This window comes from Nocardia thailandica NBRC 100428, assembly GCF_000308795.1.
Classification (GTDB): domain Bacteria; phylum Actinomycetota; class Actinomycetes; order Mycobacteriales; family Mycobacteriaceae; genus Nocardia; species Nocardia thailandica.
Genome location: NZ_BAGK01000210.1, coordinates 1 through 14,899, shown reverse-complemented (window position 1 = coordinate 14,899; position 14,899 = coordinate 1). Strand labels below are relative to the sequence as shown.

10 protein-coding genes are annotated in these 14,899 nt (G+C 73.9%); 8 read left to right on the top strand and 2 right to left on the bottom strand.

Translation table 11 applies throughout. The annotated features are described in order from the left end of the window. A partial coding sequence (locus ON36_RS23660; RefSeq protein ID WP_043657798.1) for a TldD/PmbA family protein occupies positions 1–1,113 on the bottom strand: 1,113 nt, incomplete at its 3' end. Between the two features lie 175 nt (positions 1,114–1,288). Here ON36_RS23660 and ON36_RS23655 point away from each other — a divergent pair. After that, positions 1,289–1,942 (top strand): TetR/AcrR family transcriptional regulator, encoded by a 654-nt coding sequence (locus tag ON36_RS23655; protein ID WP_169334729.1) that lies wholly within the window; start codon positions 1,289–1,291, stop codon positions 1,940–1,942. A gap of 3 nt (positions 1,943–1,945) precedes the next feature. Here the strand turns inward: ON36_RS23655 and ON36_RS23650 are convergent, their stop codons facing one another. After that, complete coding sequence (locus tag ON36_RS23650) at positions 1,946–2,713, bottom strand: TSUP family transporter (protein WP_043657795.1); 768 nt, start codon at positions 2,711–2,713, stop codon at positions 1,946–1,948. Between the two features lie 68 nt (positions 2,714–2,781). Here ON36_RS23650 and ON36_RS23645 point away from each other — a divergent pair, with 68 nt between their 5' ends. The 7 genes from ON36_RS23645 to ON36_RS23615 all read left to right on the top strand — a co-directional run. After that, entirely contained in the window at positions 2,782–3,972 is a 1,191-nt protein-coding gene (locus ON36_RS23645) for a sensor histidine kinase (protein WP_043657792.1), read from the top strand. A gap of 5 nt (positions 3,973–3,977) precedes the next feature. Next, positions 3,978–4,637, top strand: coding sequence for a response regulator (locus tag ON36_RS23640; RefSeq protein ID WP_043657804.1), 660 nt, complete (start codon positions 3,978–3,980; stop codon positions 4,635–4,637). Positions 4,638–4,709: 72 nt separating this feature from the next. Continuing rightward, positions 4,710–5,201, top strand: a complete 492-nt coding sequence (locus tag ON36_RS23635; RefSeq protein ID WP_043657788.1) for an FxsA family protein — start codon at positions 4,710–4,712, stop codon at positions 5,199–5,201. A gap of 53 nt (positions 5,202–5,254) precedes the next feature. Further along, positions 5,255–5,461: a hypothetical protein gene (locus ON36_RS23630; RefSeq protein WP_043657785.1), complete on the top strand. Its 207-nt coding sequence runs from the start codon at positions 5,255–5,257 to the stop codon at positions 5,459–5,461. Between the two features lie 44 nt (positions 5,462–5,505). Beyond that, positions 5,506–7,098, top strand: a complete 1,593-nt coding sequence (locus tag ON36_RS23625) for an amidohydrolase (RefSeq protein ID WP_043657782.1) — start codon at positions 5,506–5,508, stop codon at positions 7,096–7,098. A 106-nt stretch (positions 7,099–7,204) separates the two neighbouring features. Continuing rightward, the gene (gene lnt, locus ON36_RS23620; RefSeq protein WP_083885339.1) at positions 7,205–8,848 is read left to right on the top strand and encodes an apolipoprotein N-acyltransferase; all 1,644 of its coding nucleotides are present in this window, start codon (positions 7,205–7,207) and stop codon (positions 8,846–8,848) included. A gap of 349 nt (positions 8,849–9,197) precedes the next feature. After that, positions 9,198–14,899 (top strand): non-ribosomal peptide synthetase (locus ON36_RS23615; protein ID WP_245558178.1); only part of this gene is annotated, 5,702 nt, incomplete at its 3' end.

The following is a 14,899-nucleotide window of genomic DNA, read 5'->3' as shown; positions in this document are numbered from 1 at the left end:
CACGTGATGCGCGGAGTCGGCGTAGGAGCAGCCGTTGGAGCGTTCGAGGCCGAGGCGCGGGGCGAAGGCGCGATCGAGCTGATAGCCGACCAGGATGCCGTCGCGCACCAGGTCCCACTGCTGGCCCGCCACGCCCTCGTCGTCGTAGCCGACGGTGGCCAGGCCGTTGACCTGGGTGCGGTCGCCGGTGACGTGCATGATCGGGGTCCCGTAGCGCAGGGTGCCGAGCTGGTCGGGTGTGGCGAACGAGGTGCCCGCGTAGGCGGATTCGTAGCCGATGGCCCGGTCGTACTCGGTGGCGTGGCCGATGGACTCGTGGATGGTCAGCCACAGGTTGGTCGGGTCGATCACCAGGTCGGTCGGCCCCGCGGTGACCGTCGGGGCCTTGACCTTCTCGGCCAGCCAGCCCGGGATCCGCGCGAGTTCACCGGCCCAGTCCCAGGTTCCGTCCGCGCCGGTGACGTACTCCCAGCCGCGCCCGGCGGGCGCGGCCAGGGTGCGCATGGTCTCGAACACCCCGGCGGCGGAGTCGACGGTGATCGCCTCGAGCTGCGGGTGCAGCCGCACCCGCTGCTGGGTGATGGCCGAGCCGAACGTGTCGGCGTAGTAGGTCTGCTCCTTGACCTGCAGCACCGAGGCGGTGACGTGGTCGACCCCGTCGGCGGAGGACAGCCGCTCCGAATAGTCCTGCAGCAGGGCGACTTTCTCGCCGGTGGGCACGGTGAACGGGTCGACGGCGTACTCCGAGACCCAGCTCGCCTCCGGATACACCGGCTCCGGCGCCAGCTCGACCCGCTCGCGGTTGAGGGCGCGCAGGGTGGTCGCCACCCCGACCGCGCGGCGGGCGACCTCGCAGGCGGTCTGCGGGGTGAGCCCGGCGTGGGAGGCGAAGCCCCAGGTGCCGTCCACCAGGACGCGGACGGCCAGCCCGAGTTCGGTGGCGTCGGTGAGCGATTCGACCCGGCCGTCGCGCAGGCGGATCGACTGGGTCAGCAGGCGGTGCACCCGTAGATCGGCGTACTCCGCGCCCGCCTTGCGCGCCGCGGACAGCGCGGCCTCGGCGAGCACGCCCAATCCGAGCGCCCGGAACTCCTCGTCGACAATGCTGGTCACCCGGACAAACCTAGCGCGTCGGCGCGGGGAGTGTCGGCACACGAGCGAATGCGCATGCCCCGCGCGGGCATCGGCCGCCCACGCGCGGCCCGCCCGGCAAACGCGCCCCGGGGCAGCGGAACTCGTGTCCTCGCCTTCCGGTATTTCGCCGCGCGGATGCCGTAGGGTGCGGCGCGTGCCGCCATCCGCTCTCCGCGACCGCAAGAAGGAACGCACCCGCCGGGCCATCGTCGCCGCGGCGGTCGAGCTGTTCGAGGACCGGGGTTACGACGAGACCACCGTGGCCGACATCGCGGCCGCCGCCGAGGTCGGTACCCGGACCTTCTTCAACTACTTCGCGAGCAAAGAGGAACTGCTGTTCCCCGAGACCGACGAGCGGGTGCTCGCCGCCGTCGCCGCCATCGACACCCGCAGGCCGGGGGAGCGGCCGGTCGAGGTGCTGCTGCGGGCGCTGCGCGCGGCGGGCGACGATCCCGGCGCCCAGCGCGGGGACGACCTGTCGGGCCGGATCGCGGCGCTGCGCGCGCGGGTCTCGCGCACGGTGCCCTCGGTCAGCGGGCGCGCCGCGCACGCCCAGCTCACCGCCCAGCGCGAGATCGCCCGGCACCTGCACACCGCCTTCCCCGCCGAACTCGACGAGGTCGGGGCCGCCGCCCTGGTCGGCGCGGTGGTCGGGGCGGTGTCGGGCGCGCTGACGGTGTTGTTCCAGCAACCGCAGCTGGGCACCGACGACGGCGAGCGACTACATCGCAAGATCCACGAGACCACCTCGCGGGTGCTGCAGCCGTGGCTGGCCTCCAGCGGCAACCCCGGCCACCAATCGGCCTGAGACTCAGCCGAACTGCTGCCAGCCCAGCCGGATCACCATCCCGATCACCACCACCAGCAGCACCACCCGCACGAACTCGGCGCCCCTGGCCAGCGCCATGCGCGAGCCGACCAGCGCCCCGGCCACGTTCGCCACCGCCATCGCCGCGCCGAGGCCCCACAGGATGTGCCCGGTCGCGCCGAGGAACAGCAGCGACCCGAGGTTCGACCCGCAGTTGATCACCTTCGCCATCGCCGCCGCCCGCACGAACTCGGTCCCGAGCAGGGTCGCGAAGGTGATGATGAGGAAGGTGCCCGTGCCCGGGCCGAGCAGGCCGTCGTAGAGCCCGATGAGCCCGGCGGCCAGGCCGATCACCCACAGCGTCCGGCGCCTGCTCGGCGCGTGCGTGGCCATGGTGACCCCGATCGAGGGCCGCAGCGTCACGAAGGCGGCCACCCCCAGCAGCACCACCATGACGACGGGGATGAACAGGTCCCGATCGATGAGCGACACCGCCGCCGACCCGCACGCCGCGGCGGCCCCGGCCAGAACGGCCGCCGGCAGCAGCACCGGCCACTGCATCGGCACCCGCCGCGCGAAGGTCACCACGGCGGCGGCCGTCCCGGAGAACGCGGCCAGCTTGTTGGTGCCCAGCGCGGTCGCGGGCGCGATGCCCGGGGCGACCAGGAACAGGGTGGGCAGGATGATCAGGCCGCCGCCGCCGACGACCGCGTCCACCCACCCCGCCGCCGTCGCCGCGGTGATCAAGATCGCCCAATCCGCTGTCTGCACGACTCGAGGAAATCACCCGGCGCGTGTGTGCGACCGAGGCGGGGTGCGCGAGCCCCTAGGCTGGACGGGTGCGCCGGTTCAGCCTGTGGCTCCGAGACCATCCCGTCGTCGCCGACACCGCGCTGGCGCTGGCGCTGCTGATCGTCGACGCGCTCGGGGTGGGCAACGCCGGGCACAAGGCCGTGTACCTGACCTTCTCGGTCCTGCTGCCGCTGCCGCTGATCTGGCGCCGCAGGTATCCGCGCGCCGTGGCCGGGGTGCTGTTCGCGCTCAGCGTGTGCACCACGGTGGTGACCTGGCTGGTCGACGATCCCGACGGCGACCAGCACGTGGCGCTGCTCGGCATGGGCATCATGCTGTACACGCTCGTGGCCTACGTCGGCCGTCGCGAGGGCCTGGTCTACCTCGGCCTGCTGGGGATCGACCTGACCACCGCCGTGCTGGTGCTGAAGAGCCCGGCCGGCGGCGACATCGCCCTGGTCGTGGTCTACTACGCGCTGTGCTGGACGCTGGCCGAGTTCGTCGGCGCCCGCCACGCCTACGACGCCGAGGTCGCGGCGCGGCTCGCGGTCGCCGACTCGGTGATGGCCCACCGCGCCCACGACGCGGTGGCGGCCGAGCGCACCCGCATCGCCCGCGAGCTGCACGACGTCGTCGCGCACGCGGTCAGCGTCATCATCGTGCAGGCCGACGGCGCCCGCTACGCCCTGCGCACCGATCCGGACACCGCCGAAACCGCCCTGCAGACCATCGCCGCCACGGGCCGCGACGCCCTGCGCGAGCTGCGCCGCACGGTCGCCCTGCTGCGCAGCGAGCACGCGCCCGAGCAGCTGCCCCAGCACGGCAGCGCGGGCATCGCCACCCTGGTCGAGATGATGCGCGACGCCGGGCTCGCCGTCGAACTGGAGCTGACCGGCGAACTCGACGACATCGCCCCCGAGATCAGCCTCGGCGTGCACCGCATCGTCCAGGAGTCGCTGACCAACACCCTGCGGCACGCGGGCGCGACGCCCAAGGCGTGGGTGCGGGTCCACCGCCACGACACCGACGTCACCGTGACGATCTCCGACACCGGCGGGACCCCGGCCGTGACGCCCGAGGCCGGACCGATCCCCGGCGGCGGGATGGGTCTGGTCGGCATGCGGGAGCGGGTCGCCGTGCTCGGCGGCACCCTGGACGCGGGCCGGGTCGCCGACGGCTCCTGGCGGGTGCGCGCCGTGCTGCCGCTGACCGCCGAGGGCGAGGAGTCGCTAGGGTGAGCGCCGTGCCGATCAGCGTGTTAGTCGTCGACGACCAGGAACTCATGCGGATGGGACTGACCATGGTGCTGGGCGCCCACCCCGACATCGAGGTCGTGGGGGAAGCGGGCAACGGCGCCGAGGCGGTGCGCCGCGCCGCCGAGCTGCGGCCGGACGTGGTGCTCATGGACGTGCGCATGCCCGTGGTGGACGGCGTGACCGCCACCGGGCAGATCCTCGCCGCGGGGCACGGCGCCCGCGTGCTGGTCATGACGACCTTCGACCTCGACGAACACGCCCTCGGCGCGCTCCGCGCGGGCGCCAGCGGCTTCCTGCTCAAGGACACCCCGCCCGAGGACCTGGTCTCGGCCGTGCGCAGCGTCGCCGCGGGCGACGCCGTCGTCTCGCCGAAGGTGACCAAGCGGCTGCTGGACCGGCTCATCGCCGAGAACCCCGCCACCCGCCGCGATCCCGCCGAACTCGACGTCCTCACCGCCCGCGAGCGCGAGGTGCTCGAACAGATCGCGGCGGGCCGGTCCAACGCCGAGATCGCCGCGGCGCTGTTCCTGTCCGAGGCGACGGTGAAGACCCACGTCGGCCGGGTGCTGACCAAGCTCGGCCTGCGCGACCGGGTCCAGGCCGTGGTGCTGGCCTACGAGACCGGGCTGGTCCGGCCCGGCGGGTAACCGGGACCACACCCGGGAGAAAAACGGACACCTCGCGCGTTGAGTGGAGAGACACCAGCGAAAGGACCGACCATGCCCGGCCTGCTCTTCCTCGCCTACCTGCTCGTCGAGATCGGCGCCTTCGTCGGCCTGGCCTCGCTCATCGGTGCGGGCTGGGCGTTCGTCGCGCTGCTGGCGATCTCCGGGCTCGGGCTGCTGCTCATCGGCGCCCAGGGCAGGCGGGTGATCCAGCGCTTCCGGCGGGCCGGACGCGGCGAGGTCACCGCGGAGAGCGCCCTGGCCGACGGCGCCCTCGTCGCCACCGGTTCGGTCCTGATGTTCGTGCCCGGCCTGGTCACCGGCGTGCTCGGGCTGCTGCTGTTGCTGCCGCCCACCCGCGCGGTGGCCCGGCCCGTGCTGGAGAAGCTGAGCAACCGCCGGTTCGGCCCGCTGCCCACCTTCGCCCCCGCTCCCTACCGGGGCATGGTCGTCGACTCCGACGGCGACGTCGTCGACGGGGTCGTGGTGCAGCAGTGGTACGACGACGGGCAGGGTCCCGCGCGACGCGCCATCGGCCCCGCCTGACGCCACGCCGGTCGAATTGCCGTCCGCGGGCGGCCCGGCGCTATGGTGACGCGATGGCCACCGAGCAGATCACCGTCACGGTGAGCGAGGAGCTGGCCGCCGCCGTGCGCAGAGCGTCCGCGGCGGCAGGCCGGTCCCTCTCGGATTTCACCGCCGCCGCCTGGCGGCTCGAACTCATCGCCGTGGAGGCGGGCGGCCCGACGGGCGCCGACGCGCTGCGCGACAGCGACGTCCGCGCCGTGCTCGCCCTGCCGACCTGAGCCAGCCGCCGCCCGCGGACGCCGATACGGCACACTGGAGCCTCGTGAGTACCCAGTTGCTGATCGGCGGCCGTTTCTACAGTGCCAGCGCTCCGGACGCGACCGCGATGGCGGTCACCGACGGCACCGTGGTGTGGCTCGGCGCCGAGGCCCCCGGCCGCGCCCTGCATCCCGACGCCGAGATCGTCGACCTGGACGGCGCCTTCGTCGCCCCGGCCTTCGTCGATCCGCACGTGCACGTCACCGCGCTCGGCCTGCAGCTGACCGGCCTCGACCTGAGCGCCGCGACCTCCCTGGACGCCGCCCTGGCGGCGGTGCGCGCCCACGCGGCCGCGCAACCCGACGCCCTCGTGATCGGCGAGGGCTGGGACCAGACCCGTTGGCCCGAGCAGCGCCCGCCGACCGTCGCCGAGCTCGACGCGGCCGCGGGCCCCGGCCGGGCCGTCTACCTGGCCCGGGTCGACGCGCACTCGGCCGTCGCCTCCTCCGCGCTGCTCGACGCCGTGGGCGAGCTCGGCGCCGGTTACACCCGCGGCGAGCCGCTGACCGCCGAGGCCCACCACCGGGTGCGCGCCGTCGCGCTGGCGGGACTCTCCCGCGCGCAACGGGATTCGGCCCGCACCGCGGCCCTCGACACCGCCGCGGCGCACGGCGTCGTCGCGGTGCACGAATGCGCGGGACCCGAGATCTCCGGCCGCGAGGACGTGCGCGAACTCCTCGGCTTCGACCACGGCGTCGCGGTGCGCGCCTACTGGGGGCAGGCCGTGGGCAGCGCCGAGGAAGCGAAAGCCCTGGTCGACGAGCTCGGCGTGCACGCGCTCGGCGGCGACCTGTTCGTCGACGGGTCGGTCGGCTCGCACACGGCCTGCCTGCACGCGCCCTACGCCGACGCCGCCCACACCGGCAAGAGCTACCTCGACGCCGACACCGTCACCGCGCACCTGCGCGCCTGCACCGAGGCCGGGATCCAGGCCGGCTTCCACGCCATCGGCGACGTCGCGGTGGACACCGTGGTCGCCGGGATCGCCCGCGTCGCCGAGGAACTCGGCGGCCCCGCCGTCGCCGCGCGCGGGCACCGGATCGAGCACGCGGAGCTGGCGGGCGCCGACGCCATCGCGGCGCTGGCCCGCTGGGGCGTGATCGCCTCGGTGCAGCCGGGATTCGACGCGGCCTGGGGCGGACCCGACGGCATGTACGCCGCCCGCCTCGGGGCCGAGCGCGCCGCGGCGCTGAACCCCTTCGCCGCCATGGCGGCCGCCGGGGTCTCCCTGGCCATCGGCTCCGACGCCCCGATCACCCCGCTCGACCCGTGGTCGGCGGTGCGCGCCGCCGTGCACCACCGCACGCCCGGCCACGGCCTCTCGCCCCGCGCGGCTTTCGCCGCGGCCACCCGCGGCGCGTGGCGCGCCGGGGGAGTACGCGACGGCGTCGCGGGCACGCTGGTGCCGGGCGCGCCCGCGAGCTACGCGGTGTGGGACGCGGGCGATCTCGTCGTCGCCGCGGCCGCCGACACGGTCCAGCGCTGGTCCACCGACCCGCGCTCGCGGGTGCCCGGGCTGCCGCCGCTGGACCCGGGCGGCGCGCTGCCGACCTGCCTGCGCACCGTGCGCGACGGAATCACGATCTACACCGCGTGATGCCGCCGTTCCGCCCGGCGGCCCCGCCCCGGCGCCGCCCGTCCGGCGTGCCGGGACGGCCCCGGCGGGACCCGCCCGACCGCTCGATCGATCATCCGGAGTGAGCATGCCGCACGACACCGCGACCGAAACCGCCACGGTCCGGCCGCGTTCCGTCTTCACCCGCGACACCGGGCTGCGGCTGCTCGCGGCCGTCGCGGGTGGCCTGCTGCTGTTCGCGTCCTTCCCGCCGCGCCCCTTCTGGTTCCTCGCCCCCGTCGGGGTGGCGCTGCTGACCCTGGCGGTGCGCGGCGACGGGCGGTTGCGCGGCGGGTTCGGGATCGGCTTCGCCGGTGGGCTGGCGTTCTTCGTGCCGCTGCTGCCGTGGACCGGCATCTACGTCGGGCCGGTGCCGTGGCTGGCGCTGTCCACCGCGTGCGCGGTGTACTTCGGGCTGTGGGGCCTGCTGGCCCGGCTCCTCGGCGGGTTGCCGGGCTGGCCGGTGTGGGTCGCGCTGGCCTGGACGGCGGCCGAGTGGGGCCGCTCGAGCTTCCCGTTCGGCGGATTTCCCTGGGGGCGAATCGCCTTCGGCCAGGCCGACGGCTGGTACCTGTCCCTGGCCTCGGTGGGCGGCGCCCCGCTCGTCGGCTTCGCCGTCGCCCTGACCGGCACGGCGCTGGCGGCCCTGGTCCCGCTCGTCCGGCGGGTACGGGGCGCGGGGGCGCCGGCCGCCGCGGACACGGCGGGCGACTCCGGGCGGCCCGCCTCCGGCGCGGCGCTGCCGCTGCGCGGGATCGTGGCCGCCGTCGCCCTGCTGGTTGCGGGACCGGTGGCGGGACTCGCGCTGTCGGCGACCCTGCCGGGACCGGACGAGGGCTACCGCACCGTCACCGTCGCCGCGATCCAGGGCAGCGTCCCGCGCCTCGGGCTGGACTTCAACGCCCAGCGCCGCGCCGTCCTGGACAACCACGTGCGCCGCACGGAGGAACTCGCCGCCGACATCGCCGCGGGCCGGGTGCCCCGGCCCGACATCGTCATCTGGCCGGAGAACTCCTCCGACATCGACCCGCTGCGCAACGCCGACGCCGCCGCCCTGGTCACCGCCGCGTCCGAGCGCGTCGGAGCCCCCATCCTGGTCGGCGCCGTCCTGGTCAACCGCGACCGGACCACCACCAACTCGGTCATCGTCTGGAACGGCGCGGACGGCCCCGGCGACCGGCACGACAAGAAGATCGTCCAGCCGTTCGGCGAATACCTGCCGATGCGCGGCTTCTTCCGGCTGTTCTCCTCCTACGCCGACAGGGCGGGCTACTTCGTGCCCGGCGACGGCGACGGCACGGTGACCGCCGCCGGGGTGCGCATCGGCGTCGCCACCTGCTACGAGGTCGCGTTCGACCGCGCCTTCCGCGAGTCCCTCGGTTCCGGCGCCCAGATGCTGACGGTGCCGACCAACAACGCCACGTTCGGCGATTCGGAGATGACCTATCAGCAGCTGGCCATGTCGCGCGTCCGCGCGGTCGAGCACGGCCGGGCGCTGGTCGTCGCGGCGACGACCGGGGTCAGCGCGATCGTGACCGCCGACGGCGCCCTCGCCCAACAGACCGAACAGTTCGTTCCGGCCGCGCTCGTGGCCCGTCTCCCGCTGCGGGATTCGACCACCCTCGCGACCCGGGTGGGTGCCGCCCCGGAGTGGGCGTCGGTTATCCTGACCGCGCTCGGCGCCGGGTGGGCAGTGGCACGGCGGCGCCGCGGATCGACTGCGCCGAATTAAACCGGATCCAATCCGAGATATTCGGTCTGTTTCTCCGGTTAAACACCGCCTCGAAGTCTTTGTTTTCCCGATAATTCGATTCGCCGGGAAGTAGCCAGTGGCTCATTCCGCCGTTTCGCCGAGATTCGAGGTGTGCGTGAGGGTCGATATGCGCTTCTTCGCATGATTGCGGGGATATTGCTGATGAAAACAGCGGCGCCTCAGTGACTTCGACCCGAAATAAATCCAAACCGACGGCCATCCGGCTGTCGGGGTGCTCCGAATCTTAGGTCGTGGATTACCACGCCCTGGGCCCTCTCATGCCCGGGCGTGCTCGGGGAGAAGTCGCTGCACAGGGATGGAGTGATCGATGAGTTCATTGGCCACCGACCGCGTCGGCTCATGCGTCACCGACGAGGATTCGGGCCAGCCGTTCGCGTTGTCGCCGGGTCAGACCGCTCTCTGGTACGCGCAGCGCATCCGTCCCGACATCCCGCTCACCATCGCCCATTACGTCGAAATCCACGGTGACCTCGATGTCGGCCGGCTGCTGTACGCGGTGGAACGTTACGGGTTCGAGTCGCAGGTGGGCCACGTCCGGCTGCTCGAGATCGACGGCGTGCCGCACCAGCAGGTCGACCTGAGCAGGCGGCCCGGCTGGGGCCGCCGCGACCTGCGGGGCGAGCCCGACCCGCGCGCCGCCGCGCTGCGCTGGATGAACGAACACGCCAGCTCGCCCATCGACATGGAGGCCGAGCCGCTCACCACCAACGTCGTCCTACGGGTGGGCGAGCGCGAGTGGTTCTTCTATCAGCGCGGCCACCACATCGTCATCGACGGCTACGGCGCCATGAACGCGCTGAGCCGCACCGCGGAGATCTACACCGCCGTCGGCGAGCAGCGCGAACCCAGCGTCTCCCGCGCCGCCGCCCTGGCCGACCTGTACGCCGACGAGTCGCGCTACCGCGAATCCGGCCGCTTCGCCGCCGACCGCGAGTACTGGCTCGAGCAGCTCGCGGGCGCCGGCGAGCCGATGACCCTGTCGACGGTCTCGGTCACCGGCGACACCCACCACCCGGGCCGCCACCGCGCGGCCGGCGTCGTCGACGACGAGCTGCTGACCAGCGCTGTCGCCGAGCACAACTCGGCCAACTCGGCCCTCATCGTGGCCGCGCTCGCGGCCTACGTGCGCTCGGTCACCGGCACCGCCGACGTGGTGCTGAGCCTGCCCGTCTCCGCCCGCACCACCGTGGCGCTGCGCCGGTCGGCGGGCGTGGTGTCCAACGTCGTGCCGCTGCGGGTGCGCTTCACCGACGACACCACCGTCGCCGACGTGGTCCGCCAGACCGAACTGCAGATCACCGGCGCCCTGCGCCACCAGCGCTACCGCTCCGACGACATCCGCCGCGACAGCGGCTACGCGCGCGACGCGCGCGGCTTCTTCGGCCCGATGGTCAACATCATGCTCTTCCACGACGAGCTGACCTTCGGCGACGCCCCCGGCACGCTGCACGTGCTGGCCACCGGTCCCGTGGAGGACCTGTCGATCAACCTCTACAACGGGGAGGGCGGCCGGATCCACCTCGACTTCGAGGCCAACCCGATCCTGTACGCCGAGAACGAGGTCACCGCCCACCACGCGCGCTACATCGATTTCCTCACCCGCTTCCTCGCCGCCGACCCGGCCGCGCCCGCCCACTCGCTCACCGCGCTGACCGAGGACGAGCGCCTCACCGTGCTCGAGCGCTGGAACGACACCGCCGTCCCGGTCGCCGCGGACACCCTGGTCTCGGCCTTCGAGGCCCAGGTGCGGCGCACCCCGCACGCGATCGCGCTCGAATTCGGCAACCGCGCGGTCGGATACGGCGAGTTCGCCGACCGGGTCAACCAGCTGGCGCGCGAACTGCTCGCCCGCGGCGCGGGACCGGAGACCACGGTCGCGCTGTGCCTGCACCGCAGCGTGGAGATGGTGCTCGGCATGTACGCCGTGCTGGCCACCGGCGCGGCCTACCTGCCCATGGACCCCGAGCATCCGGCCGACCGGATCGAGGCGGTGCTCGACCAGGCCCGGCCGGTGTGCGTGCTCACCGCCGCCCGCGACCGGGTCGACCTGCCCGCGGGCACCCCGCGGGTCGACCTCGACACCCTCGACGTCACCGCGCACTCGCCCGCGCCGATCACCGACGCCGACCGCTCCGCGCCGCTGCGCCCGGAACACCTGGCCTACGTCATCTTCACCTCCGGGTCCACCGGAAAACCCAAGGGCGTCGGCGTGACCCACGCCGCCATCGTGAACCGGCTGCGCTGGATGCAGGCCGAGTACGGACTCGACGACACCGACGCGGTCCTGCAGAAGACCCCCGCCACCTTCGACGTGTCGGTGTGGGAGTTCTTCTGGCCGCTGCAGGTCGGCGCCCGGCTGGTCGTCGCCGCCCCCGACGGGCACCGCGATCCCGCCTACCTGGCGCGGATCATCACCGAGAAGGCCATCACCACCGCGCATTTCGTGCCCTCGATGCTGTCGCTGTTCGTCACCGATCCGCGCGTGCGCGGCGGGGCGAGCCTGCGCCGGGTCTTCTGCTCGGGCGAGGCGCTGCCCGGGGCGACCGTGGCCGACTTCCACGCCGCGCTGCACGGCCCCGACGGCGGTCCCGCCCTGCACAACCTCTACGGGCCCACCGAGGCCGCGGTCGACGTGACCTACTGGCCGTGCCCGCCCGACGCCACCGTCGTGCCCATCGGCTCGCCGGTGTGGAACACCCGGACCTACGTGCTCGACGCCCGGCTGCGGCCGGTGCCGCCGGGCGCGGTGGGCGAGCTCTACCTCTCGGGCGTGCAGCTGGCCCGCGGCTACCTGGGCCGCCCGGACCTGACCGCCGACCGGTTCGTCGCCGACCCCTTCGCCGCGGGCGCGCGCATGTACCGCACCGGCGACCTCGCGCGCTGGCAGCTCGACGGTGACGGCGTCCTGGAATACCTGGGCCGCACCGACTTCCAGGTCAAGATCCGCGGCCTGCGGATCGAGCTCGGCGAGATCGAGGCCGCGCTGCTCGCCCACGAGAACATCGCCCGCGCGGTCTGCGTGGCCCGGGTGGGCCGGACCGGCGACGACGAACTCGTCGCCTACGTCGTCGCGGCCCCCGGTCGGCCCGACCCCGACACCGAGGACCTGCTGACCGGCCTGCGCAGGCTGCTGCCGTCCTACATGGTGCCCTCGGTGGTCGTCGCGCTCGACGAACTGCCGCTCAGCGCCAACGGCAAGGTCGACCGCAAGGCCCTGCCCGCCCCCGCGGACGGCCTGCGTCACGCCGCCGCGGGCGGCGCCGCCCCGCAGAGCGAACTCGAGATCACCCTGGCCGGGATCTTCTCCGAGCTGCTCGCCTACGACGACGCGCGGCAGATCGGCGTGGACGACAGCTTCTTCGACCTGGGCGGCAACTCCCTGGTCGCCGCGCGCGCGGTGGCCAGGATCAACGGCACCCTCGGGGTCAATCTCACCATCCGCGACCTGTTCGAGTCCGCCACCGTCGCCTCGCTGGCCGCCCACATCGGCACCCACGGCGCCGACACCACCTCCCCGAAGCTGGTGCCGGTCCCGCGTCCGGAACGCATCCCGCTGTCGCTGGCGCAGCAGCGATTGTGGATCCTCAACCGCTTCGCCGAGCACGCGGCCGCCTACAACATGCCCCTCGCACTGCGCCTCACCGGGCCGCTCGACCTGGCCGCCCTGCGCGCGGGCCTGCGCGACGTGGTCGCCCGGCACGAGACCCTGCGCACCACCTTCCCCGAAGGACCGGAGGGCCCGTACCAGCTGATCCACCCGGCGGGCACCGACGACTTCGCGCTCACCCCCGTCGACGCCATCGCCGCCGACATCCCCGCCCTCACCGCCGATTTCGCCGCCCGCGGTTTCGACCTGCGCACCGAGTCGCCGCTGCGGGTCGCGCTGTACCGCGTCGGCGCGGACGACCACGTGCTCGTCGTCGTGCTGCACCACATCAGCGGCGACGGCTGGTCGGTCGCCCCGCTGGCGCGCGACCTCATGGTCGCCGTCGCCGCCCGCGCCGAGGGCGCCGCGCCGCGGTGGGCGCCGCTGCCGGTCCAGTACGCCGACTTCACGCTCTGGCAGCGCGACCTGCTCGGCCACGAGAACGACCCCGACGCCGCGCTCACCCGCCAGCTCGCGCACTGGCGTGAGGTGCTGGCCGGCCTGCCCGACCAGCTCGACCTGCCCCTTGACCGCCCGCGTCCGCTCCAGCGCACCGCGGGCGGGGACACGGTGGCCTTCACCATCGACGCCGGGATCCACCGCGCGGCGGGCGAACTCGCCACCGCGCGCGGTGTCAGCATGTTCATGGTGCTGCACGCCGCCCTGGCCGCCCTGCTGGCCCGGGTCTGCGCCACCGGCGACATCGCCGTCGGCACGCCCATCGCCGGCCGGTCGGACCCCGCGCTCGACGACCTGGTCGGCATGTTCGTCAACACCCTGGTCCTGCGCACCGAGGTCGATCTGGACGGCGGGTTCGGGCACATGCTCGACCGGGTCCGCGAGGCCGACCTCGACGCCTTCGCCAACGCCGACGTCCCGTTCGAGCGGCTGGTGGAACTGGTCAACCCGGAGCGCTCCACCGCCCGGCACCCCCTGTTCCAGGTGATGCTGTCCTACGACCGCGCGCCCGACCTCGCGGTCGAGCTGCCCGGCGTGCGCGCCGAGGTGCTGCCGATCGCGGCCGGGGTGAGCAAGTTCGACCTGCAACTCGAGGTGCACGACGCCCACGGCGACGGGCCCCTGCGCGCCGAATTCGGTTTCGCCACCGACGTCTTCGACCGCGCCACCGTGGAGACCCTGTCGCGGCGGTTCACCGCCCTGCTGGCCACCGCCGTCGCCGCCCCGGACACCCCGCTCGGCGACATCGACCTCCTCGACCGGCGCGAGGCCGCCCGTCTCGTCCCGGTCTCCGGCGCGCCCGCCGAACCGGCGACCACCCTCGCCCGCCTGCTCACCGACACCGCCCAGCGGCTGCCCGAGCACGTCGCGGTGCGCTACCTCGGCCTGGACACCACCTACCGCGAACTCGACGAACGCTCGAACCGGCTGGCGCGCAGCCTGATCGCGCACGGCGCCGGGCCCGAGACCGTGGTCGCGATCGCCCTGCCGCGCAGCCTCGAGTCCGTGGTCGCGGTGTGGGCGGTGGCCAAGACCGGCGCGGCCTACGTGCCCGTCGACCCCGCCTACCCGGCGGACCGCATCGCGCACATGATCACCGATTCCGGCGCGGCCCTCGGCCTCACGCTGCCCGAGCACCTGGCCACCCTGCCGGTCGAACCCGGCGACGGGCACGGCCGCGGCGGCTGGCTGGTCTTCGGCACCGCCGAGTTCGAGACCGACTGCGGCCGCCGGTCGGGGGCGCCGATCACCGACGGCGAACGGCTCTCGCCGCTGCGGGTCGGTCAGCCCGCCTACCTGATCTACACCTCCGGGTCGACGGGCAAGCCCAAGGCTGTGGTGGTCGCGCACACCGGCATCGCCTCGCTCGCCAGCGAGCAGGCACAGCTGTTCCGCGTGACCGACGCCGCGCGCACCATGCACTTCTCCTCGCCGAGCTTCGACGCCTCGGTGCTCGAGCTGCTGCTCGGCTTCGCCGCGGGCGCGACCGTCGTCGTGGCGCCCGCCGACCTGTACGGCGGCGCGGAGCTCGGCGCGTTCCTGCGCGGCGAGCGCATCACCCACGCCTTCGTCACCCCGGCCGCGCTGGCCACCGTCCCCGCCGGCGAGCTGCCGGATCTGAACACCGTCATCGTCGGCGGCGAGGCCTGCTCCGACGAACTCGTACGGACCTGGGCGTCCGGCTACCGCATGCACAACATGTACGGTCCGTCCGAGGCCACCGTCGCGGTGACCGCGAGCGCCGCCATGGTGCCCGGCGAGCCGGTGCCGCTGGGCGCGCCCGTGCGCGGCATGCGGCTGTTCGTGCTCGACGCCCGCCTGCGGCCGGTCGCCCCCCGGCACCCCCGGCGAGCTGTACGTCTCCGGGCCCGGTGTCGCGCGCGGCTACCTCGGCCGGTTCGGCC